At 69.2% G+C, this 22,140-nt stretch carries 21 protein-coding genes and 1 tRNA gene; 21 read left to right on the forward strand and 1 reads right to left on the reverse strand.

What is annotated here, in order from left to right; genetic code table 11:
* Window positions 1–46 precede the first annotated feature (46 nt).
* The 3 genes from OG507_RS27655 (at window position 47) to OG507_RS27665 (ending at window position 1,803) form a co-directional block, all read left to right on the forward strand.
* Complete coding sequence (locus OG507_RS27655; RefSeq protein ID WP_327369864.1) at window positions 47–787, forward strand: GntR family transcriptional regulator; 741 nt, start codon at window positions 47–49, stop codon at window positions 785–787.
* Between the two features lie 201 nt (window positions 788–988).
* Window positions 989–1,426: an ATP-binding protein gene (locus OG507_RS27660; protein ID WP_327369865.1), complete on the forward strand. Its 438-nt coding sequence runs from the start codon at window positions 989–991 to the stop codon at window positions 1,424–1,426.
* A 95-nt stretch (window positions 1,427–1,521) separates the two neighbouring features.
* Complete coding sequence (locus OG507_RS27665) at window positions 1,522–1,803, forward strand: hypothetical protein (protein ID WP_327369866.1); 282 nt, start codon at window positions 1,522–1,524, stop codon at window positions 1,801–1,803.
* Between the two features lie 107 nt (window positions 1,804–1,910).
* On the opposite strand, the gene OG507_RS27670 is transcribed toward OG507_RS27665, so the two are convergent.
* Window positions 1,911–1,982, reverse strand: a tRNA-Arg gene (locus tag OG507_RS27670).
* Window positions 1,983–2,200: 218 nt separating this feature from the next.
* Here OG507_RS27670 and OG507_RS27675 point away from each other — a divergent pair.
* The 18 genes from OG507_RS27675 (at window position 2,201) to atpE (ending at window position 22,113) form a co-directional block, all read left to right on the forward strand.
* Entirely contained in the window at window positions 2,201–2,683 is a 483-nt protein-coding gene (locus tag OG507_RS27675) for a response regulator (RefSeq protein ID WP_327369867.1), read from the forward strand.
* A gap of 55 nt (window positions 2,684–2,738) precedes the next feature.
* On the forward strand, window positions 2,739–3,734 hold the full coding sequence (gene nrtL / locus OG507_RS27680) for an ArgS-related anticodon-binding protein NrtL (protein ID WP_327369868.1): 996 nt from the start codon (window positions 2,739–2,741) through the stop codon (window positions 3,732–3,734).
* Between the two features lie 27 nt (window positions 3,735–3,761).
* Window positions 3,762–5,153: a diaminopimelate decarboxylase gene (gene lysA / locus OG507_RS27685; protein ID WP_327369869.1), complete on the forward strand. Its 1,392-nt coding sequence runs from the start codon at window positions 3,762–3,764 to the stop codon at window positions 5,151–5,153.
* A gap of 99 nt (window positions 5,154–5,252) precedes the next feature.
* Window positions 5,253–6,551, forward strand: coding sequence for a homoserine dehydrogenase (locus OG507_RS27690; RefSeq protein ID WP_327372121.1), 1,299 nt, complete (start codon window positions 5,253–5,255; stop codon window positions 6,549–6,551).
* Window positions 6,552–6,557: 6 nt separating this feature from the next.
* Window positions 6,558–7,628 carry a threonine synthase gene (gene thrC / locus OG507_RS27695; RefSeq protein WP_327369870.1) on the forward strand — a complete coding sequence of 357 codons (1,071 nt, stop codon included), beginning with the start codon at window positions 6,558–6,560 and terminating at the stop codon, window positions 7,626–7,628.
* 457 nt (window positions 7,629–8,085) lie between these two features.
* Window positions 8,086–9,003: a homoserine kinase gene (thrB, locus tag OG507_RS27700; protein ID WP_327369871.1), complete on the forward strand. Its 918-nt coding sequence runs from the start codon at window positions 8,086–8,088 to the stop codon at window positions 9,001–9,003.
* Window positions 9,004–9,388: 385 nt separating this feature from the next.
* Window positions 9,389–11,428 carry a transcription termination factor Rho gene (rho, locus tag OG507_RS27705; RefSeq protein WP_327369872.1) on the forward strand — a complete coding sequence of 680 codons (2,040 nt, stop codon included), beginning with the start codon at window positions 9,389–9,391 and terminating at the stop codon, window positions 11,426–11,428.
* 397 nt (window positions 11,429–11,825) lie between these two features.
* A complete protein-coding gene (locus tag OG507_RS27710; protein ID WP_327369873.1) occupies window positions 11,826–12,929 on the forward strand; it encodes an LCP family protein in 1,104 nt (367 codons plus the stop codon).
* Window positions 12,930–13,071: 142 nt separating this feature from the next.
* Window positions 13,072–13,296, forward strand: a complete 225-nt coding sequence (gene rpmE, locus OG507_RS27715) for a 50S ribosomal protein L31 (RefSeq protein ID WP_327369874.1) — start codon at window positions 13,072–13,074, stop codon at window positions 13,294–13,296.
* A gap of 155 nt (window positions 13,297–13,451) precedes the next feature.
* Window positions 13,452–14,528, forward strand: a complete 1,077-nt coding sequence (prfA, locus tag OG507_RS27720; protein ID WP_327372122.1) for a peptide chain release factor 1 — start codon at window positions 13,452–13,454, stop codon at window positions 14,526–14,528.
* Between the two features lie 67 nt (window positions 14,529–14,595).
* Window positions 14,596–15,441 (forward strand): peptide chain release factor N(5)-glutamine methyltransferase, encoded by an 846-nt coding sequence (prmC, locus tag OG507_RS27725; protein WP_327369875.1) that lies wholly within the window; start codon window positions 14,596–14,598, stop codon window positions 15,439–15,441.
* A gap of 64 nt (window positions 15,442–15,505) precedes the next feature.
* Window positions 15,506–16,153, forward strand: coding sequence for an L-threonylcarbamoyladenylate synthase (locus OG507_RS27730; RefSeq protein WP_327369876.1), 648 nt, complete (start codon window positions 15,506–15,508; stop codon window positions 16,151–16,153).
* Window positions 16,150–16,791 carry an arsenate reductase/protein-tyrosine-phosphatase family protein gene (locus OG507_RS27735; protein ID WP_327369878.1) on the forward strand — a complete coding sequence of 214 codons (642 nt, stop codon included), beginning with the start codon at window positions 16,150–16,152 and terminating at the stop codon, window positions 16,789–16,791. The genes OG507_RS27730 and OG507_RS27735 overlap by 4 nt, the downstream gene beginning before the upstream one ends.
* 330 nt (window positions 16,792–17,121) lie before the next feature.
* Window positions 17,122–18,384: a serine hydroxymethyltransferase gene (gene glyA / locus OG507_RS27740; protein ID WP_327369879.1), complete on the forward strand. Its 1,263-nt coding sequence runs from the start codon at window positions 17,122–17,124 to the stop codon at window positions 18,382–18,384.
* Between the two features lie 294 nt (window positions 18,385–18,678).
* Complete coding sequence (locus tag OG507_RS27745) at window positions 18,679–20,067, forward strand: MraY family glycosyltransferase (protein ID WP_327369880.1); 1,389 nt, start codon at window positions 18,679–18,681, stop codon at window positions 20,065–20,067.
* A 262-nt stretch (window positions 20,068–20,329) separates the two neighbouring features.
* Window positions 20,330–20,767 (forward strand): hypothetical protein, encoded by a 438-nt coding sequence (locus OG507_RS27750; RefSeq protein ID WP_327369881.1) that lies wholly within the window; start codon window positions 20,330–20,332, stop codon window positions 20,765–20,767.
* 210 nt (window positions 20,768–20,977) lie between these two features.
* Complete coding sequence (gene atpB, locus OG507_RS27755) at window positions 20,978–21,814, forward strand: F0F1 ATP synthase subunit A (protein ID WP_327372123.1); 837 nt, start codon at window positions 20,978–20,980, stop codon at window positions 21,812–21,814.
* A 74-nt stretch (window positions 21,815–21,888) separates the two neighbouring features.
* Window positions 21,889–22,113: an ATP synthase F0 subunit C gene (atpE, locus tag OG507_RS27760; protein WP_030545783.1), complete on the forward strand. Its 225-nt coding sequence runs from the start codon at window positions 21,889–21,891 to the stop codon at window positions 22,111–22,113.
* Window positions 22,114–22,140: the final 27 nt, after the last annotated feature.

Consider the following 22,140-nt stretch of genomic DNA (forward strand, 5'->3'; position numbering starts at 1 on the left):
ACCCTATAGTGGCCAGAGGCTATAGCCACTTGGACGAGGAGGGGACATGCCTCAGATCGAGGAGGCGCAGCCGAAGTATCTCCAGATCGCTCACTACATCCGCGATCAGATCCTTCGGGGCGACCTGAGGCCCGGGGACGAGGTGCCCTCGGAGCGGCAGTTGGCGGCGAACTGGAAGGTGTCCCGGCCGACGGCGGCACGGTCGCTGGAAGCGTTGAGCCACCAGGGGCTCGTCGAGAAGCGGCAGGGGTCGGGCACGTACGTACGGAGCCTCGAAGTCAACCGCCGGGCACGGGAGTTGTACGGGCGGGCTCGGCAGGTCGGGAAGATCTACACCCCTGGTGAGTACGCGGTGATCACCTCGGCCGGCTGGCTGGAGGCGCCGGAGTACGTAGCCGAGGCGCTGGGCCTGGTGAAGGATCGTCGGGCTGTGCACCGTCGGCGCGTGACCAGCAACCAGGACGGCCCCATCACCCTGTCCACCTCGTGGTTCGCCCCGGATGTCGGGCAACGGGCATCCAAGCTTCTGGAGCCCGAGCGGATCCAGGAGGGCACCTTGATGTACGTCGAGAGCGTGACGGGACGGCAGGGGAGCTATGCCGAGGACCGTATGTGCGCTCGGCAGGCGACCGACGAGGAGGCAGCAGACCTTCAACTGGGGCCTGGATCTGCGGTCTTGATCGTGCACCATGTCGTGTTCGACCTCCAGGACCGGCCGTTGGAGTTCGCCGAAGCCACCTACCCGCCGCACCGCTGGGCGTTCGAGCAGGGCTATCCCCTCACCTGATCGTTCGCCATTTCGGCGAACCGCTTGCGTGGCCCGAGTGGCCAATGCCACTATCCATTAAGTGGCTAAGGCCACTTGGTCGGCGGCTGGATCAGCTCGCGCGCGGCCCTTGCGCTCTCCATCGCCAACGACCGTGTCCGTGCCGCACCGAAACGGCGCTGCCTCGACTGCGACGGCAGCGGCAAGGAAGGAGTGAGCACTGTGGCCTACATGATCGACCGCTACCCCTGTGAGGGCTCACCGCGACTCGGCGCGATGACGTTGCACCCCTTAGCCGATTCGGTGGGGATGGCGCGGCGCTGGTTCCGGAAGCTCATCGCTCCGTACGAGGTTGCCTGCTCGGTCGACGACTGCGTACTGATGATCTCCGAGCTGGTGACCAACGCCATTGTCTATGGTCGGTCCGACGAGTCGTGGGTCGTGCGGGTGGAGTGGTTCCGGGAGGGGGCTTCCCTCCGCGTAGAGGTGCACAATCCTGGGTTCCCGGCGAACGTGCGGCTGCGGTGCCCCGATGCCGGTGACGCGCATGGGCGCGGACTGCTCCTCGTCGCTTCCATCGCCGACTCCTGGCACTCAGGGCCCAGTCGTCTCGGCGGGACGGTTGTTTCCTTCGTGATGGCTGATGCCTGGCCCGCATGAGGTCGGCGAAAGTCGGCCGAAGGTACTCTGCTGCCCATCTGTTCGATGAGCGGGCAGCCTTCGGGGGTTCTGCCCCTGTTCCCGTCGGAGGGGCCATGGATCTGCTCACTTCGCTCGATGAAGCGGTGGCCGCCCTCAAGGAGCCGTTGAGGCAGCGCGACATCGCGGAGGGTTGGACCGACGATCTCCGGAGGGAGCTCCAGGAGGAGATCTCGATCAGCTGCTCGGTCCTGCGCCGTCATGGGCAGGGAATGGTGCGGCATTTGCGGCCTCGCCTGGACGAGTGGATGGAGCGTGAAGCGGTGCAGCCGGGACGTCTCCGGCATCTGGTCCTGGATGTGCAGCGACGGTTGGTGGATGCCCGCAGCGCCATCTGAGGATGTCGCCCGAACTGAACATCCGGGCGGCATGCGCCTGTACATACGCGAAGACCCCGACCTCAGCGTTTCCGCTGGAGACGGGGTCTTGGGCACTTCCTGCGAAGTGCCCCCGGCAGGATTCGAACCTGCGCACACGGCTCCGGAGGCCGATGCTCTATCCCCTGAGCTACGGGGGCGTATCGCTGCGTTACGCGGCGACGGGGGAAACACTACCAGCTTCCGCAGGGTGTCCGTGAACAGGTATTTCCGGGTTGGCGGAGGCGGTGGGACGGGTGGTTGTGCGGGTGGTGAAACGGGCGGTGACGTGGGTGGCTGTGCGGGGTGCGCGGAGACGATGGCCGGGTGGGGCCGGGGGCATCCGGCCGCCCCTTGCGCCACTCGTCCGGGGTCGGAAATGGGCAAAACCCGGACGCAGCCCCTACACCCCGCCTACTCTCGGAGTGTGTCAGGGGCGTGTGGCCGCGTGCTTGTTGTCGACGACAACAAGGTCATCCGGCAGTTGATCAGGGTCAATCTTGAGCTTGAGGGCTTCGAGGTCATGACCGCGGCCGATGGTGTCGAGTGTCTGGATCTGGTCCACCGGGTGCGTCCCGATGTGATCACGCTCGATGTCGTCATGCCCCGGATGGACGGTCTGCAGACCGCCACCAGATTGCGCTCCGATCCGCGGACCAGACATGTGCCCGTGGCGATCGTCAGTGCCTGTACGCCTTACGAGGTGGACAGCGGGGTCGCCGCAGGGGTCGATGCGTTCCTGGCGAAACCCTTCGAGCCGAGCGAGCTGGTGCGGCTCGTACGGCAGTTGATGGACAGGGAGGCCCCGCCGTCGCTCGACGGCAGACACGGAGCCGGGAGGGCGGAGAGCGCCGCCGGGTGACCGCATGGCGAAACCGGGTCGCGGGGCGCCCCCCTTCCTCCCATACGCTGGTCCTGTGACCCCCGCCGATCTCTCCAGGACCGTGCTGCACGCCGTGCGCCGCGCGGTCGACGAGAACGCCTTGCGCGCGCCCGTGCCCGCGCGCGTGCGAGTGGAGCGGACACGCCCCGGCGGGCGTGGTGACTACGCCTGTGCCGTCGCCCTCCAGCTGGCCGGGCCCGCCGCGCTGCCGGCCGGGGAAGTGGCCGAGATCCTCCGGGAGCGGGTGCAGGGGGCGCCGGGGATCGATGGCGTCGAGGTCACCGGGCCCGGGTTCCTGAACTTCACCCTCGGTGATTCGGACGGCCTGGCAGCGGTCGTCCGGGTCGTGGGCGGGTGCGGCACGGAGTACGGGCACGGGGACGCCCTCGCCGGCGCGCCGGTCTCGTTCGTACCCGTCGACGAACCGCGCGCCCGCGTCGTCACCGGGACCGTCGAGCGACTGCTCCGGGCCCAGGGGGCGGACGTCGGGGCGCGTACGGAGGACGGCGAGGCACTGTACGTCGTGCCCGTGCCTGCCGAAGACCGTGATCTCTTCACGCGGCTCGGGAGCGACGCCGCGCGCTGGGCGCTGCTGCGGGCCGCCCCGCACGACCGCGCCCGGTGTACGGGGAGCGACGAGCTCCTCGTACAGCAGGAGAGCAATCCGTTGTTCCGGGTGCGGTACGCGTACGCCCGCACCCGTGCGCTGAGCCGGAACGCCCGGCAGCTCGGGTTCCGCGCCGAGTACGAGGAGAGCGTGGACGCGCCCGCGCTCGGGGCACTCCTCGCCGATCATCCCGGTGTGCTCGCCGCCGCCGCCCGCCACCGCGAGCCGGACCGGGTCGCCCGGCAGCTGGAAGCGGTCGCGCAGGCATTCTTCGACTTCCACGACAGCGCCGGGCCGCTCCCCGTCGGTGACGAGAAACCCTCGGCCGCCCACCGCTCCCGGCTCGCCCTTGCCGAAGCCGCCGGGACGGTGCTGGCAGGCGGCCTGTCCCTGCTCGGCATCAGCGCACCCGAAGTCCTCTGAGAGATCCGAGAGAAGCAGAGCAACACGATGAGCCGATCCGCACACCCCGCCGGGCCCCGTCACGCCGATGCCATGACGGAGGGGCACTACACGGCCCCGCCCGCCGACCTCAACGCCCTGGACGAGAAGGTCTGGGCCCGTACCGTCACCCGCAACGAGGACGGCGCGGTCACCGTCGGCGGTATCGAAGTGACGCGGCTGGCCGAGGAGTTCGGCACCCCCGCCTACTTCCTGGACGAGAGCGACTTCCGGGCCCGCTGCCGGGCCTGGGCCGACGCCTTCGGGCGTGACGCCGATGTCTTCTACGCAGGGAAGGCCTTCCTGTCGCGCGCCGTCGTGCGCTGGCTCAAGGACGAGGGGCTCAACCTCGACGTCTGCTCCGGCGGCGAGCTGACCACCGCGCTCGACGCGGGAATGCCCGCCGAGCGCATCGCCTTCCACGGCAACAACAAGACCGTCGCGGAGATCGAGCGGGCGATCACCGTCGGTGTCGGGCGGATCGTGCTCGACTCCTTCCAGGAGATCGCCCGGGTCGCGCACATCGCGCAGGCGCTCGGCAAGCGGCAGCGCGTACAGATCCGGGTGACCGTCGGCGTCGAGGCGCACACCCACGAGTTCATCGCCACCGCGCACGAGGACCAGAAGTTCGGCATCGCGCTCGCCGGGGGACAGGCCGCCGAGGCGGTGCGCAGGGCGCTCACCCTCGACGGGCTCGAACTCATCGGTATCCACTCGCACATCGGCTCGCAGATCTTCGACATGGCCGGCTTCGAGGTCTCCGCCCGGCGCGTGGTGCAGCTGCTCGCCGAGGTGCGTGACGAGCACGGCATCGAACTGCCCGAGATCGACCTGGGCGGCGGGCTGGGAATCGCCTACACCTCCGAGGACGACCCGCGCGAGCCGCACGAGATCGCCAAGGCGCTCGGCGACATCGTGACCCGCGAGTGCGAGGCCGCCGGGCTCGCCACCCCGCGGATCTCCGTCGAGCCGGGGCGCGCCATCGTCGGCCCCACCGCGTTCACGCTGTACGAGGTCGGCACCATCAAGCCCCTGGAGGGGCTGCGTACGTACGTCAGCGTCGACGGCGGCATGTCGGACAACATCCGCACCGCGCTGTACGACGCCGAGTACAGCGTCGCGCTCGTCTCGCGCACCTCCGACGCCGAGCCGATGCTCGTACGCGTCGTCGGCAAGCACTGCGAGAGCGGTGACATCGTGGTCAAGGACGCGTTCCTGCCGTCCGACCTGGCCCCCGGCGATCTCATCGCCGTGCCCGCCACCGGCGCGTACTGCCGCTCCATGGCGAGCAACTACAACCACGCCCTGCGCCCGCCCGTCGTCGCCGTGCGCGACGGAGAGGCGCGAGTCATCGTCCGGCGCGAGACGGAGGAAGATCTCCTGCGACTCGATGTCGGCTGATGAAATAGATGTCTCAGGATCCGGACGAGTGACAGAAACGCCCGTCCGGTGAGTGAGACTGGTCCACACATCAGATGTACAAGGAAACGAGGTCGGATGATGCGTACGCGTCCGCTGAAGGTGGCGCTGCTGGGCTGTGGAGTGGTCGGCTCAGAGGTGGCGCGCATCATGACGACGCACGCCGACGACCTCGCCGCGCGCATCGGCGCACCGGTCGAGCTCGCCGGTGTCGCCGTACGCCGGCCCTCCAAGGTGCGTGAGGGCGTCGACCCCGCACTGATCACCACCGATGCGACAGCCCTGGTCAAACGGGGCGACATCGACGTCGTCATCGAGGTCATCGGCGGCATCGAGCCCGCCCGTGCCCTCATCACCACCGCCTTCGAGCACGGCGCGAGCGTCGTCTCCGCCAACAAGGCGCTGCTCGCCGAGGACGGCGCCGCTCTGCACGCCGCCGCCGAGCAGTACGGCCGGGATCTCTACTACGAGGCCGCCGTGGCCGGTGCCATCCCGCTCGTACGGCCGCTGCGCGAGTCCCTCGCCGGTGACAAGGTCAACCGGGTCCTCGGCATCGTCAACGGCACGACCAACTTCATCCTCGACCGGATGGACACGAGCGGAGCCGGATACTCCGAGGCGCTCGACGAGGCCACCGCCCTCGGATACGCCGAGGCCGACCCGACCGCCGACGTCGAGGGCTTCGACGCCGCCGCCAAGGCCGCGATCCTCGCCGGTATCGCCTTCCACACCCGGGTCAGGATCGGCGATGTGCACCGCGAGGGCATCACCGAGGTCACCGCCGCCGACATCGCCTCCGCCCGCCGCATGGGCTGCACCGTCAAGCTCCTCGCCATCTGCGAGCGCGCCGCCGACGGGCGGTCCGTCACCGCGCGCGTGCATCCGGCGATGATCCCGCTGAGCCACCCGCTGGCCTCCGTCCGCGAGGCGTACAACGCGGTCTTCATCGAGGCCGACGCGGCTGGACAGCTCATGTTCTACGGCCCCGGCGCCGGTGGCTCGCCGACCGCGTCCGCGGTCCTCGGCGACCTGGTCGCGGTCTGCCGCAACAAGCTCAACGAGGCCACCGGTCCCGGTGAGTCCGCGTACACGCGCCTGCCGGTCAGTCCCATGGGCGAGGTCGTCACGCGGTACCACATCAGCCTCGACGTGGCCGACAAGCCTGGCGTACTCGCCCAGGTCGCGACGGTCTTCGCCGAACAGGGCGTATCCATCGATACGGTACGTCAGCAGGGCCGACCGGACGGAGGCGGCGAGGCATCTCTCGTCGTCGTCACCCACCGCGCGCCCGACGCCGCCCTCTCGGCGACCGTCGAAGCGCTGCGCAAGCTCGACACCGTGCGCGGTGTCGCCAGCATCATGCGTGTTGAAGGGGAGTAAGGACCCATGACCAGCAAGGGCACCCACCAGTGGCGCGGCATCATCGAGGAGTACCGGGACCGCCTTCCGGTCACGAGCGCGACGCCCGTCGTCACGCTTCGTGAGGGCGGCACGCCGCTCGTCCCCGCTCAGGTCCTCTCCGAGCGCACGGGCTGCGAGGTGCACCTCAAGGTGGAGGGCGCCAACCCCACCGGGTCCTTCAAGGACCGCGGAATGACGATGGCGATCAGCCGGGCCAAGGAGGAGGGCGCACAGGCCGTCATCTGTGCCTCCACCGGCAACACCTCCGCCTCCGCCGCCGCGTACGCGGTGCGGGCCGGCATGGTCTGCGCCGTCCTCGTACCGCAGGGCAAGATCGCGCTCGGCAAGATGGGTCAGGCGCTCGTGCACGGCGCCAAGATCCTCCAGGTCGACGGCAATTTCGACGACTGCCTGACGCTGGCCCGCTCGCTCTCGGACAACTACCCGGTGGCGCTGGTCAATTCGGTCAATCCGGTCCGTATCGAGGGCCAGAAGACCGCCGCGTTCGAAATCGTCGACGCGCTCGGCGACGCCCCGGACATCCATGTCCTCCCGGTCGGCAACGCGGGCAACATCACCGCGTACTGGAAGGGATACAAGGAGTACGCGGGCGACGGCATGTCCACGCACACCCCGCGCATGTGGGGCTTCCAGGCGTCCGGCTCCGCGCCCATCGTCCGCGGTGAGATCGTCAAGGACCCGTCGACCATCGCCACCGCGATCCGGATCGGCAACCCGGCCTCCTGGCAGTACGCGCTGAACGCCAAGGACGAATCGGGCGGTTTCATCGATGAGGTGACGGACCGCCAGATCCTGGCCGCCTACCGGCTGTTGGCCTCCCAGGAGGGCGTCTTCGTGGAGCCCGCGTCGGCCGCGTCCGTCGCCGGTCTGCTGAAGGCCGCCGAGGAGGGCAAGGTCGACCCGGGCCAGAAGATCGTCTGCACGGTCACCGGCAACGGGCTCAAGGACCCCGACTGGGCCGTCGCGGGCGCCCCGCAGCCGGTCACGGTCCCGGTCGACGCGGTCACGGCAGCGGAGAAGCTGGGCCTCGCGTAAGGGCCGCCCAGGAGTGCGGGACCGGCCGGTAGCAATATTGCTCGCCGCCGGCCGGAAGCCCGCTCGCCCGACGACGAGAACCCCGCTCGCCCGACGACGAGAACCCCGCTCGCCCCCCGACGAGAACCCGGCTCCGCTGCCGGCAGGAGCCCCGCGCGCCGGCGGTGGCGACCCGGCTCACCTGTCGGTAAGAACCCAGCTCAACCGCCCCTTTTCGGGGCGGAGAGCGCATAGGAGGCGGGCGACACGCATCGTGCGCCTCCTGTGCGCCCTATGTCGCCACAGAACCTTCCTTCGATAAGCTGTACCCAACCCGCCCCGCCGCATCTGCCGCGTGGGAAGGGCCGTTGTGGCCGTCGGTTTCCCCGGAATCCCACTCCCCGCCGCCACGACCTCCGCCAGTATCGAAAAACCGCTTCACCACCCCCGCTGCCTCACAAGGAGAGTCCTCCAACCGATGGCCGGTCCCGCCTTCCGAGCCGCCGCCGTCCGGGTGCGCGTCCCCGCGACCAGCGCCAACCTGGGCCCGGGTTTCGACGCCTTCGGCCTGTCGTTGGGGCTGTACGACGACGTCGTCGTCCGCGTGGCCGACTCCGGGCTGCACATCGACATCGCCGGTGAGGGCGCGGACACGCTGCCCCGCGACGAGAACCACCTCCTCGTACGCTCCCTGCGCACGGCCTTCGACCTGCTGGGCGGACAGCCCCGCGGCCTGGAGATCGTCTGCGCCAACCGCATCCCGCACGGGCGCGGCCTCGGCTCCTCCTCCGCCGCCATCTGCGCCGGCATCGTCGCCGCCCGAGCCGTGACGACCGGGGGTGACGCCCGGCTCGACGACGCCGCGCTGCTGGAGCTCGCCACCGAGATCGAGGGCCACCCCGACAATGTCGCGGCCTGTCTGCTCGGCGGGTTCACCCTTGCCTGGATGGACGGCGGATCGGCCCGTGCGATCAGGATGAATCCCGCAGATTCCATCGTTCCGGTGGTTTTCGTCCCCGGCAAGCCGGTCCTGACCGAGACCGCCCGCGGCCTCCTGCCGCGCACGGTCCCGCATGTGGACGCCGCCTTCAACGCAGGACGTGCCGCGCTCCTCGTCGAGGCCCTGACCAGACGCCCCGAGCTGCTGCTCACCGCCACCGAGGACCGGCTGCACCAGGAGTACCGCGCCCCGGCGATGCCGCGGAGCGTGGAGCTCGTGAACCGACTGCGCGCCGACGGCGTGCCCGCAGTCATCTCCGGTGCCGGGCCGACCGTGCTCGCACTGGCCGAGGACGGTGCGGCCGACAAGGTCGCACAGCTGGCGGGTGAGGGATGGGCGGCCAACCGCCTCGCTCTCGACGCCCCGGGTGCGAGTGTGCTGCCGCTCGCCCCGTAGGCGAGAAGTGATTGCCGGTGAGTGAGAGGGGGAATGTTTGTTGGAGCCGGTAGTGTTAACCTCAAGTCTGCAACCGACGTCTATGTGGCGCGTTGCTTAGTGTCCCTTTCCGGGACCACCAATTCTTCCGGGAGCCTCCCCAACTGCCTGAGCAGCCTGCCTGAGCAGTTTCGTGCACGCTCCGGAACCGGCACGACACCCCTCGCTGGTCCAGGAGTGGGCCGAGCAGGGGGTTGCTCGCGCCGGACCCTTGCACACCTTCATCTCTCCGCCGTACCCGGCGGACCACCGCCCCGGCACGGTCCGCAAGAAAAAGACCGCAGTCGGACAGCACAACCGGTCGCCGAGCCAGAAGGCCGACGTCCGCTCCAGGGAAGGACCCTTCGTGAGCGACACCACCGATCTGATGGGCGTGACTGCCGACAAGAGCGTCGACAGCGCTGCGCCCGCCGAAGGTGCTGCCACTGGCACCACCGCACGGCGCCGCCGCTCCGGCACCGGCCTTGACGGCATGGTCCTGGCCGAGCTGCAGCAGGTCGCGTCCGGCCTCGGCATCAAGGGCACTGCGCGGATGCGCAAGGGCCAGCTGATCGAGGCCATCAAGGAGGCGCAGGCCGGTAGCTCCGCCGCGCCCAAGGCCGCCGCACCCGCCGCGGATGCCGAGACCAAGCCGAAGCGCCGTGCCACCTCCAAGACGCGCACGGGGGACGAGTCCGCCGCCGCGCCCGCCGAGAAGGCGACGGCCCAGCAGCAGATCGACATCCCCGGCCAGCCGGCCAGCGACGACCAGCCCACGGGCGAGCGCCGTCGGCGCCGTGCGACCGCTCAGGCGGGCAGCCCGGAGACCAAGGCGGAGAGCAAGTCTGCCGAGGACCGGACGCAGGCCGAGCCGCAGAGCGACGACCGCGCCGAAGCCAAGGCCGAGGCCGCCGTGGACACGGCCGAGGGCCGCCGGGGTGAGCGCCAGGACCGCGGTCAGCGCGGCGACCGGGCCGACCGCCAGGAGCGTGGCGAGCGCGGGGAGCGCGGGGAGCGCCGCGACCGTCAGCGCGACCGCCGTGGCAAGGGCGACGAGCAGGGCAGTGGCCAGGGCCAGCAGCGCCAGGGGCAGGGCCAGGGCCAGCAGCAGCGCCAGGGCCCGCAGGGCGGCGGCGGCCCGCAGGACGACGGTTACGACGACGAGGCGGGCGGCCGTCGCGGTCGTCGCGGCCGCTACCGTGACCGCCGTGGCCGCCGTGGGCGCGAGGACTTCGCGAGTGACGCGCCGCCGGTCACCGACGACGACGTCCTGATCCCCGTCGCGGGCATCCTGGACATCCTCGACAACTACGCGTTCATCCGGACCTCCGGCTACCTGCCGGGCCCGAACGACGTGTACGTGTCGCTGGCCCAGGTCCGCAAGAACGGCCTGCGCAAGGGTGACCACGTCACCGGTGCGGTGCGCCAGCCCAAGGACGGCGAGCGCCGCGAGAAGTTCAACGCGCTGGTCCGCCTCGACTCGGTCAACGGCATGGCGCCCGAAACCGGCCGCGGTCGCCCGGAGTTCCAGAAGCTGACCCCGCTCTACCCGCAGGACCGGCTCCGCCTGGAGACCGACTCCAACGTCCTGACGACGCGGATCATCGACCTGGTCGCACCGATCGGCAAGGGCCAGCGAGGCCTGATCGTGGCCCCGCCGAAGACCGGCAAGACCATGATCCTGCAGTCGATCGCCAACGCGATCACGGTCAACAGCCCCGAGTGCCACCTGATGGTCGTCCTGGTCGACGAGCGTCCGGAAGAGGTCACCGACATGCAGCGGTCGGTGAAGGGCGAGGTCATCTCCTCGACCTTCGACCGTCCCGCCGAGGACCACACCACCGTCGCCGAGCTGGCCATCGAGCGCGCCAAGCGTCTCGTCGAGCTGGGTCACGACGTGGTCGTCCTGCTGGACTCCATCACCCGTCTCGGCCGTGCGTACAACCTCGCGGCCCCCGCCTCCGGCCGCATCCTGTCCGGTGGTGTCGACTCGACCGCGCTCTACCCGCCGAAGCGCTTCTTCGGTGCCGCGCGCAACATCGAGGACGGCGGTTCGCTGACCATCCTGGCCACCGCGCTCGTCGAGACCGGCTCGCGCATGGACGAGGTGATCTTCGAGGAGTTCAAGGGCACCGGCAACATGGAGCTCAGGCTCGACCGGAAGCTCTCGGACAAGCGCATCTTCCCGGCGGTGGACGTCGACGCGTCCAGCACCCGTAAGGAAGAAATCCTGCTCGGCAGCGACGAGTTGGCCATTGTCTGGAAGCTGCGCCGGGTGCTGCACGCGCTCGACCAGCAGCAGGCGATCGAACTCCTCCTGGACCGGATGAAGAAGACCCAGTCCAACGCGGAGTTCCTGCTCCAGATCCAGAAGACGACGCCCGCCACGGGCAACGGCAACGACTGACGCCGTATCCCGACCGGCTGGATCACAGGGCCGCCCCCGTCACTGATGCGACGGGGGCGGCCCTGTGTCGTCCGGCCGTGAGTTTGTGGCGCAGTCGATTCGGGCCTTTCCCCCCGATCCGAGACCTTCGCCACACGAGTGGCGCGGGAACAGGGGCCGCCACGATGTCTGTACGGGACAAGAAACCGCAGGTGAGCGCGGAATCACCAGCTGTTGACCGAAGTCAAGCGTCCCCTTCGTCCTCACCCGGACGCGACAGACCGTTGTGCAACCCTTCTTGGTATCGAGACGTCGTACGAGTCGCATGAAGTGGCGGCAAGTCACCACAAGCGACGAATCAGTGCCCGCACACCGCTGCAGGGGGTAGCCGGGAGAAGCTGACGACCGAAGGAGAGGCATGACCGAGCAGAGCGGGAGCGGCGGCCGAATACGCGCCACCGGCAAACGCCGGAAGAAGCCTTCCCGTCGCCGCAGGGCGACGGTGACAGCCGCCTGGGTCCTGGCAGGCGCGGTCGTCGTCGGCGGCGGCGGCCTCGGATACGCGTACTTCAAGCTCAACGGCAATCTCAAGGCCGTCGACATCAACGCGACGCTCGGCAAGAACCGCCCCGGCAACGTCGACAACGGCTCCGAGGACATCCTGGTGCTCGGCTCGGACTCCCGCTCCGGCGCGAATTCGAAGTACGGCGCCGACGAGGGCACGGCCCGCTCCGACACGGCGATGGTCGTGCACATCAACAAGGGCCACAGGAGCGCCTCCGTCGTCTCCATCCCGCGCGACACCCTGGTCACCCGCCCCGACTGCACCAGCGACACCACGGGCCAGGCCGTCGCGGGCCGGCAGCGCGCGATGTTCAACACGGCGTACGAGGTCGGCGGGCCGGCCTGCGCGGTCAAGACCGTCGAGTCCATGTCCGGCATCCGCATGGACCACTACCTCGAAGTCGACTTCACCGGATTCAAGAAGCTCATCGACGAGCTGGGCGGCGTGAAGATCACCACCACCGAGGCGATCAACGACTCCAAGAGCCATCTGAATCTCGAACCCGGCACCCACACCCTGGACGGCGAGCAGTCGCTGGGCCTCGTCCGCACCCGCAAGAGCGTCGGCGACGGCAGCGACCTCGGCCGCATCCAGCTCCAGCAGGCGTTCATCAAGGCGCTGATGGAACAGGCCAGGAGCGTCGGTGTGTTCTCCAGCCCGAAGACCCTCTTCGGCCTCGCGGACACGGCGACGAAGGCCATCACCACCGACTCCGACCTGGGTTCGGTCACACAACTCACGAGCTTCGCGAACGGCCTCAAGGGGCTCGGCTCGAAGAACGTCCACATGGTCACCCTGCCCGTGCAGTACGACCCCGCCGACCCCAACCGCGTCGTACCGCTGGAGGAGTCCGCACAGCAGGTGTGGACGGCGCTCAAGCACGACCGGGCCATCCCCGCCTCCGCCACCGAGAAGTCGGCGGGCGACAAGGGCGTCGCGGGCAGCGTCCTGCGGTGACCGGCCGGGCCGGGAATAGCTGCGGCCCGCCCCCGGTTTTGGGAGATGCGGCCGGTCCTGGCAGACTGGTACGTCGGCCCCGGTTCACGGACGCGCAATCCGCGCGTACGACCCGGCGCCCTCCCGAACCTAGGAGAAACCCTTGAAGCGCGACATCCACCCCGAGTACGTCGAGACGCAGGTCAGCTGCACCTGTGGCGCGTCGTTCACGACCCGGAGCACCATCGACGGCGGCAACATCCGCGCCGACGTCTGCTCCGAGTGCCACCCGTTCTACACGGGCAAGCAGAAGATCCTCGACACCGGTGGCCGCGTGGCCCGCTTCGAGGCCCGCTTCGGCAAGGCTGCCGGCTCCGTCAGCAAGTAGCGAGCCACTGCGCCGGTTCTCGGCGCCCTCTTCCCGGGGGCGCCGAGGCCGGCGTTTTTTTCCGGTCCGGGGTACGGACCGTCCCCGCACCCGGGCCCGGACAGCGGCACGCCGTCCAGCAGGCACGTATGAGTGAAGAAACCAGGAGCCCGAAGATGTTCGAGGCGGTCGAGGAACTGATCGGCGAACAGGCCGATCTTGAGAAGAAGCTCGCGGATCCGGCGGTCCACGCCGACCAGGCCAACGCACGCAAGCTCAACAAGCGCTACGCCGAGCTGGCCCCGATCGTCGCCGCGTACCGCTCCTGGAAGCAGACCGGGGACGACATCGAGACGGCTCGCGAGTTCGCCGCCGACGACCCCGACTTCGCCGCCGAGGTCAAGGACCTGGAGAAGCAGCGCGAAGAGCTCACCGAGAAGCTCCGCCTCCTCCTGGTCCCGCGCGACCCCAGCGACGACAAGGACGTGCTCCTGGAGATCAAGGCGGGCGCGGGCGGCGACGAGTCCGCCCTGTTCGCCGGCGATCTGCTGCGGATGTATCTGCGCTACGCCGAGCGCGTCGGCTGGAAGACCGAGATCATCGACTCCACCGAGTCCGAGCTCGGCGGTTACAAGGACGTCCAGGTCGCCGTGAAGACCAAGGGCGGCAACGGCGCCACCGAGCCCGGGCAGGGCGTGTGGGCCCGGCTGAAGTACGAGGGCGGGGTGCACCGCGTCCAGCGGGTGCCGTCCACCGAGTCCCAGGGCCGCATCCACACCTCCGCCGCCGGTGTGCTCGTCACGCCCGAGGCCGAGGAGGTCGACGTCGAGATCCACGCCAACGATCTCCGTATCGACGTCTACCGCTCCTCGGGCCCCGGCGGCCAGTCCGTCAACACGACGGACTCCGCGGTCCGCATCACCCACCTGCCGACCGGTGTCGTCGCCTCCTGCCAGAACGAGAAGAGCCAGCTCCAGAACAAGGAGCAGGCCATGCGTATCCTGCGTTCGCGACTGCTCGCGGCCGCCCAGGAGGCCGCCGAGCAGGAAGCTTCGGACGTACGACGCAGCCAGGTGCGCACGGTCGACCGCTCCGAGAAGATCCGCACCTACAACTTCCCGGAAAACCGCATCTCGGACCACCGCGTCGGCTTCAAGGCGTACAACTTGGACCAGGTGCTCGACGGCGATCTGGATTCCGTGATCCAGGCCTGCGTCGACGCCGACTCCGCAGCCAAGCTCGCCGCCGCATAAGACGCCGCACGAGAACGCCGCACCAGACAGAGCCCGCCCCGCCCGTGACCCCGTACGGAGAACCGCGATGAACCTGCTGCTCGCCGAGGTGGCCCAGGCCACCCAGCGGCTGGCCGACGCCGGTGTCCCTTCACCGCGATTCGACGCGGAGGAGCTCGCCGCCTTCGTGCACGGCGTCAAGCGGGGCGAGTTGCACCATGTGCCTGACACCGACTTCGACGCCCGCTACTGGGAGGCCATCGCCCGCCGCGAGGCCCGCGAACCGCTCCAGCACATCACCGGACGCGCCTTCTTCCGCTACCTGGAGCTCCAGGTCGGACCCGGTGTCTTCGTCCCCCGCCCGGAGACCGAATCGGTCGTCGGCTGGGCGATAGACGCCGTGCGCGCGATGGATGTCGTCGAGCCGGTCGTCGTCGACCTCTGCAGCGGATCCGGCGCCATCGCCCTGGCCATGGCCCAGGAGGTGCCCCGCTCCCGCGTGCACGCCGTGGAACTGTCCGAGGAGGCCCTCACCTGGACGCGGAAGAACGCCGAGGGATCCAGGGTCACCGTCCACCACGGAGACGCGCTCACCGCCCTTCCCGAGCTCGACGGCCAGGTCGACCTGGTCATCTCCAACCCGCCGTACATCCCGCTCACCGAGTGGGAGTACGTGGCGCCCGAGGCCCGTGACCACGACCCGGACATGGCCCTCTTCTCCGGCGAGGACGGCCTCGACACCATCCGCGGCATCGAACGCACCGCACACCGTCTGCTGCGCCCCGGCGGCCTCGTCGTCATCGAGCACGCCGACACCCAGGGCGGCCAGGTGCCGTGGATCTTCACCGAGGAACGCGGCTGGGCCGACGCGGCCGACCACCCGGACCTGAACAACCGGCCGCGGTTCGCCACGGCCCGCAAGGCCATGCCGTGACCCGCGGCGACCACCCGCACGACCCGTACCCGCCATACCCGTACATGCTTGAGGAGGCCGGCTGATGGCACGGCGATACGACTGCAACGACGCGACCGACCGTACGACGGGTCTGCGTGAGGCCGCGTCGGCCGTCCGCCGCGGCGAACTGGTCGTGCTGCCCACCGACACCGTGTACGGGATCGGTGCGGACGCCTTCAGTTCCGAGGGCGTCGCCGACCTGCTGGACGCCAAGGGCCGTGGCCGCAACATGCCCACGCCCGTGCTGATCGGCTCCCCGAACACCCTGCACGGACTGGTCACGGACTTCTCCGAGCAGGCCTGGGAACTCGTCGACGCCTTCTGGCCCGGCGCCCTCACGCTCGTCGCCAAGCACCAGCCTTCGCTGCAGTGGGACCTCGGGGACACCCGCGGCACCGTCGCCATCCGGATGCCGCTGCACCCGGTCGCCATCGAGTTGCTCACCGAGGTCGGCCCGATGGCCGTCTCCAGCGCCAACCTCACCGGACACCCGGCCCCCGAGGACTGCGACGCCGCCCAGGACATGCTCGGCGACTCCGTCTCCGTCTACCTCGACGGCGGCGCGACGCCCGGCATCGTGCCGTCGTCGATCGTCGACGTGACCGGCAAGGTTCCCGTACTGCTGCGCACGGGTGCGCTCTCGGCCGAGGAGCTCCGCAAGGTGGTACCCGACCTCGAGGTGGCCAATTGACCGCCCCTGAGGGGCGTGGCATAGCGGGGCAGTCCGACACTTTCCGCATCCTCCACGTCAGTACCGGCAACGTCTGCCGCTCACCGATCACCGAGCGGCTGACCCGCCATGCCCTGGTGGACCGCCTCGGCGATCCCCGTCAGGGCGGACTGATCGTGGAGAGTGCGGGCACCTGGGGCCACGAAGGCGCCCCCATGGAGGCCAACGCCGAGATCGTCCTCGCCGACTTCGGCGCCGACACCACCGGCTTCGTCGGCCGGGAACTGCTCGACGAGCATGTGATCCGGGCCGACCTGGTGCTCACCGCCACCCGCGACCACCGGGCCCAGGTGATCTCCATGGGGCACTCGGCCGGCCTGCGCACCTTCACCCTCAAGGAATTCACCCGGCTGGTCCGGGCCATAGACCCCGCCACACTGCCCGACCCGCGCGACGAGGGCGTCGTCGAGCGCGCCCGCGCACTGGTCCGCGCCGCGGCCGCGCTGCGCGGCTGGCTCCTGGCCCCCACCGCCGAGGCCGACGAGGTGTACGACCCGTACGGCGCCCCGATCACGTTCTTCCGCTCCATCGGCGACGAGATCAACCAGGCCCTGGACCCGGTGGTCACGGCTTTGACGGGTGTCGCGGCCAATCACTGAGGACGGCTCGCACCGACGGCCGGAGGCCGGCGCAGCGGCGCGAAGCCTGGGAGGCCCTCTGGGGCCGAGCGGTGCGAGGGGCGCGTCGGGAGTGGTGCTCAACCAGGCCCTGGACCCGGTGGTCACGGCTTTGACGGGTGTCACGGCCAATCACTGAGGACGACTCGCACCGAACGGGCGCTCCTGCGCCACTCTGACGGCCGTACTCACGGGCCCGGCACTGGGGGCCGGGCGGGTGTACGGCGTCGTCGCACAGCGGGCAGGGGGCCCCTCACGGGCCTACATTGGAGCTGACGTCAGCGCACCCCTCCCCAGGCCCGGAGCCGTCAGATGCCGGTCACCACTCCTGCCGCCCCCACCACCGCCCAGGCCACCCTGCCGCAGGGCTTCGGCGCCCTGCTCCGGGAGGACCCGGAGATCGCCGCCGTGCTGCTGGGGGAGCTGCACCGGCAGTCGAGCACCCTGCAGCTGATCGCCGCCGAGAACTTCACCTCGCCCGCGGTCCTCGCCGCACTCGGCTCACCGCTCGCCAACAAGTACGCCGAGGGCTACCCCGGCGCCCGCTACCACGGCGGCTGCGAGCAGGCCGACGCCGCCGAACGCATCGCCTGCCGGCGCGCCACCTCGCTCTTCGGCGCCGAACACGCCAACGTCCAGGCGCACTCCGGCTCCTCCGCCGTCCTCGCCGCCTATGCCGCCCTGCTGCGTCCCGGCGACACGGTGCTCGCGATGGGCCTCCCGTACGGCGGACATCTCACCCACGGCTCGCCCGCCAACTTCTCCGGCCGCTGGTTCGAGTTCATCGGTTACGGGGTGGACTCCGAGAGCGGCCTGATCGACTACGAGCAGGTGCGCGCACTGGCCCGCGCGCACCGCCCCAAGGCGATCGTCAGCGGCTCGATCTCCTACCCCCGCCATCCCGACTACGAACTGTTCCGGGAGATCGCCGACGAGGTGGGCGCGTTTCTCATCGCCGACGCCGCGCACCCGATGGGGCTGATCGCCGGGGGAGCGGCGCCGAGCCCCGTCCCGTACGCCGATGTGGTCTGCGCGACCACGCACAAGGTGCTGCGCGGTCCGCGCGGCGGGATGATCCTGTGCGGCGCGGAACTGGCCGAGCGGATCGACCGGGCGGTCTTCCCGTTCACCCAGGGCGGCGCGCAGATGCACACGGTCGCCGCGAAGGCGGTCGCGTTCGGGGAGGCGGCCGCTCCGGCGTTCGCGGCGTACGCCCACCGGGTGGTGGCCCATGCCCGGGTGCTGGCCGCCGGCCTGGAGGCCGAGGGCTTCGAGGTCACCACGGGCGGCACGGACACCCACCTGATCGTCGCGGACCCGGCCCCGCTGGGCGTCGACGGTCCCACCGCCCGCGCCCGGCTGGCAGCGGCGGGCCTGGTGCTGGACACCTGCGCGCTGCCGTACGGGGACGCCCGCGGCATCAGGCTCGGCACCGCGGCCGTCACCACCCAGGGCATGGACGACACCGACATGGCACGGCTGGCCGTGCTCTTCGGGACGGCGGTACGTGAGGAGGCGGACATCAGCGCCGAGGTCCGGGAACTGGCCCGGAAATATCCGCCCTATCCGGGGTAGACGTGGTCCGTGCAACCATCGGCCCGGCCTCCGTGTCCTTCACCATGAGCCCGACGTAGTTAAGGTGTGGGCTGAGAGGGCCCGGCAGTGGGCAGCGCGGGTGAAGGAGCGGGGCCGGGGTGCGTGCATCGCAAGGCGGAGGATTGAGGCAGATGGGGTCTCCCCTGCTCGAGCGCAGCCGAGAGCTCGGGGAAGGAGCCATGGTGATTGACGACAACGCGGCGAGGCGCGTGCCCCGGCCCCGTGACGCCGCGAAGCTCACTGCCGGGCCCTCTGAGATGGCCGGCGAAATCTGTGGGGCAGCCCGTGCGTGATTACCTGCTGACGCTCTGTGTCACGGCCGCGGTTACCTATCTGCTGACCGGCCCGGTGCGAAAGTTCGCCATCGCGGTCGGGGCGATGCCCGCGATCCGTGCGCGTGACGTCCACCGAGAACCGACACCGAGGCTCGGTGGCATCGCCATGTTCGGCGGACTGTGCGCCGGACTGATCGTCGCGGCGCACCTGTACAACCTCGACTGGGTCTTCCAGCTCTCCAACGAACCGCGGGCGCTGCTCTCCGGGGCGGCGCTGATCTGGCTGATCGGTGTCCTGGACGACAAGTTCGAGATCGACGCCCTGATCAAGCTGGGCGGGCAGATGATCGCCGCGGCGGTCATGGTCATCCAGGGGCTGACGGTTCTGTGGCTGCCGATCCCCGGCGTCGGCACCGTGGCGCTCACCCAGTGGCAGGGCACGCTGCTCACGGTCGCCCTGGTCGTCATCACGATCAACGCGGTCAACTTCGTCGACGGCCTGGACGGTCTCGCGGCGGGCATGGTGTGCATCGCCTCCGCGGCGTTCTTCCTGTACACCTACCGGCTCTGGTACGGGCACATGATCGAGGCGGCGGCCCCCGCGACGCTGTTCACCGCGATCCTGATGGGCATGTGCCTGGGCTTTCTGCCGCACAACATGCATCCGGCCCGGATCTTCATGGGCGACTCGGGCTCGATGCTGATCGGCCTGGTGCTGGCGGCCGGTGCGATCTCCGTCACCGGGCAGGTCGACCCGGACGCGATGAAGCTCTTCGCCGGAAGCGAGCGCGAGGCCACCCACGCGATGCTGCCGGTCTTCATCCCGCTGCTGCTGCCGCTGACCATCATCGCGATCCCGGCCGCCGACCTGGTGCTGGCGATCGTGCGGCGCACCTGGAACGGTCAGTCACCGTTCGCGGCGGACCGCGGCCATCTGCACCACCGGCTGCTGGAGATCGGCCATTCGCACAGCAGGTCCGTGCTGATCATGTATTTCTGGTCGGCCCTGATCGCCTTCGGTGCGGTCGGCTACTCCGTGCACTCGGCGTCCCTGTGGATCGTGCTGGTGGTCATGGGGCTGAGCGCGCTGGGCCTCGTACTGCTACTGATGCCCCGCTTCACTCCGCGGGCGCCGTACTGGGCGGAACGCTTCGTACCGCCCCGCTACCGCCATCGCCGCAGCAGGGGTGAGGTGTCGGAAGGGGAATCCTCGTCGCCGGCCCCGGAGGCCCAACAGGGGCCGCTGGAGACGCAGATGGGGCAGGAGGGGCACAGGCTCCAGGAGCGGGCCCCGGTCGTCGTGGGGGTCTCCGGCGTCAACGGGGCGACTGCCATCGGCCCCCGTTCGCGTCTTTCGGACAGAGACAAGGCTGATTCCGCGCGCTGACCATTCGGTCATCAAGGGGCAATACCAGACAACCCAGAGGGTTGTCCTGCTCACGCGCGCAGATTCCCTCACATGTGTGACAGCGAGCACACTTTCTTGGTAAAGACCTCATCAAATAGTTTGTGATACCGTTCACGAAGCCCGGTGACAGAGCCGAAGGACCTGAGTAGCGCGGTCCATCGGCCCGAGGCATCGCCTCGGACCGGGCCTACGCTCGTCCATGACGACACACTGCCCACCCCCTGCAAGCGGAGCTGCCGCCATGCCGTCCAACGACGTCCGGACTCTCCTCCAGGCCGCCGTACCCACCGCTGCCGCCGGCGCTGTCGCCGCCGCGATCAGCGGTGGTGTTGCCGGTGGCAAGGGAGCCCTGGGCGCGATCATTGCGACGATCGTGGTGATGCTCTTCATGGGGATCGGACTCGTCGTCCTGCAACGGACCGCGAAGTCCCTGCCTCACCTGTTCCAGGCGATGGGGCTGATGTTGTATACAGCTCAGCTTCTCCTGTTGTTCATTTTTGTCGCCGTATTCAAGAACACGACGATGTTCAACCCGAAGGCCTTCGCGATCACGTTGGTCGCGACGACTCTCGTGTGGATCGGCGCACAGGCGCGTGCGCACATGAAGGCCAAGATCCTTTACGTCGAACCCGAGCCCGACAAGGGCGAAAAGCCCAAGAACTCGGGGTCGAAGTCGTGAAGGGTAGGGGCGGGATAAGTGGACGTCCAGGACCCTGCTATCGTCCGGTTCCAACTGCGGCACTGCGGGCGCGGGCATGTGAGCTGACGCCTGCTCGATCGCGAGGCTCAATGCCTGACTGCCGCTCACACATCCGTAACACCAGTCCAGTGCCGAACCGCGGCTGCGCGCCGCGCCGACACAACGAGGTTGCCGTACCTATGCGCCACGCTGAAGGAGCCCGCGGTGAGTGCTGACCCGACACAGGTGCTCGCCTTCGAGACCGATTGCCACATCTTCGACGGTTGTGGTTTCCCGGGTCCCGGCCTGCACTCTTTCCTGTTCGAGCCGATCTTCGGTGACGCGGACAGCAACGTCTATTTCAACAAGACGATGCTGCTGGCGCTCCTCGGTACGGTCATCATCGTCGGCTTCTTCTGGGCCGCCTTCCGTAAGCCGAAGGTCGTTCCGGGCAAGCTGCAGATGGTCGCCGAGGCCGGCTACGACTTCGTACGCCGCGGCATCGTCTACGAGACGCTCGGCAAGCGCGAGGGCGAGAAGTACGTCCCGCTGATGGTCTCGATCTTCTTCTTCGTCTGGATGATGAACCTCTGGTCGATCATCCCGCTCGCCCAGTTCCCGGTGACGTCGATCATCGCGTACCCGGCCGGTCTGGCCCTGATCGTCTACATCCTCTGGATGAGCATCACGTTCAAGAGGCACGGCTTCGTCGGCGGCTTCAAGAACCTGACGGGCTACGACAAGTCGCTCGGCGCGGTGCTCCCGCTGGTCATGGTCATCGAGTTCTTCTCGAACGTCCTGGTCCGCCCCTTCACGCACGCGGTCCGACTCTTCGCGAACATGTTCGCCGGTCACACGTTGCTGCTGCTCTTTACGATCGCCAGCTGGTACCTGCTCAACGGCATTGGTATCGCCTACGCGGGTGTCTCGTTCGTGATGGTCCTCGCAATGACCGCCTTCGAGCTGTTCATCCAGGCTGTTCAGGCGTACGTCTTCGTGCTTCTGGCGTGCACCTTCGTCCAGGGCGCCGTCGCCGAACACCACTGATCGCGCGCCTCCCATACCCCCAGTCGTCCGGTGGCCAACCCCCACCGGTCCGTGAAAGAGAAGGAAGAACTGGCATGTCCCAGACCCTTGCTGCTGTCGAAGGTTCCCTCAGCTCCGTCGGTTACGGCCTTGCCGCCATCGGCCCCGGCGTCGGCGTCGGCATCATCTTCGGTAACGGCACCCAGGCTCTCGCCCGTCAGCCCGAGGCTGCCGGCCTGATCCGCGCCAACCAGATCCTCGGCTTCGCGTTCTGTGAGGCGCTCGCCCTCATCGGTCTGGTCATGCCGTTCGTCTACTAGACGAACCGCGACTAGTCCGTAAACGAC

The sequence above is a fragment of the Streptomyces sp. NBC_01217 genome, from assembly GCF_035994185.1.
Classification (GTDB): Bacteria; Actinomycetota; Actinomycetes; order Streptomycetales; family Streptomycetaceae; genus Streptomyces.

Coding starts and splice junctions, on each gene's coding strand:
- OG507_RS27655 (WP_327369864.1), top strand. CDS start 47: ATGCCTCAGATCGAGGAGGCGCAGCCGAAGTATCTCCAGATCGCTCAC.
- OG507_RS27665 (WP_327369866.1), top strand. CDS start 1,522: ATGGATCTGCTCACTTCGCTCGATGAAGCGGTGGCCGCCCTCAAGGAG.
- OG507_RS27675 (WP_327369867.1), top strand. CDS start 2,201: ATGGGCAAAACCCGGACGCAGCCCCTACACCCCGCCTACTCTCGGAGT.
- lysA (WP_327369869.1), top strand. CDS start 3,762: ATGAGCCGATCCGCACACCCCGCCGGGCCCCGTCACGCCGATGCCATG.
- OG507_RS27690 (WP_327372121.1), top strand. CDS start 5,253: ATGCGTACGCGTCCGCTGAAGGTGGCGCTGCTGGGCTGTGGAGTGGTC.
- thrC (WP_327369870.1), top strand. CDS start 6,558: ATGACCAGCAAGGGCACCCACCAGTGGCGCGGCATCATCGAGGAGTAC.
- thrB (WP_327369871.1), top strand. CDS start 8,086: ATGGCCGGTCCCGCCTTCCGAGCCGCCGCCGTCCGGGTGCGCGTCCCC.
- OG507_RS27710 (WP_327369873.1), top strand. CDS start 11,826: ATGACCGAGCAGAGCGGGAGCGGCGGCCGAATACGCGCCACCGGCAAA.
- prfA (WP_327372122.1), top strand. CDS start 13,452: ATGTTCGAGGCGGTCGAGGAACTGATCGGCGAACAGGCCGATCTTGAG.
- prmC (WP_327369875.1), top strand. CDS start 14,596: ATGAACCTGCTGCTCGCCGAGGTGGCCCAGGCCACCCAGCGGCTGGCC.
- OG507_RS27730 (WP_327369876.1), top strand. CDS start 15,506: ATGGCACGGCGATACGACTGCAACGACGCGACCGACCGTACGACGGGT.
- glyA (WP_327369879.1), top strand. CDS start 17,122: ATGCCGGTCACCACTCCTGCCGCCCCCACCACCGCCCAGGCCACCCTG.
- OG507_RS27750 (WP_327369881.1), top strand. CDS start 20,330: ATGCCGTCCAACGACGTCCGGACTCTCCTCCAGGCCGCCGTACCCACC.
- atpE (WP_030545783.1), top strand. CDS start 21,889: ATGTCCCAGACCCTTGCTGCTGTCGAAGGTTCCCTCAGCTCCGTCGGT.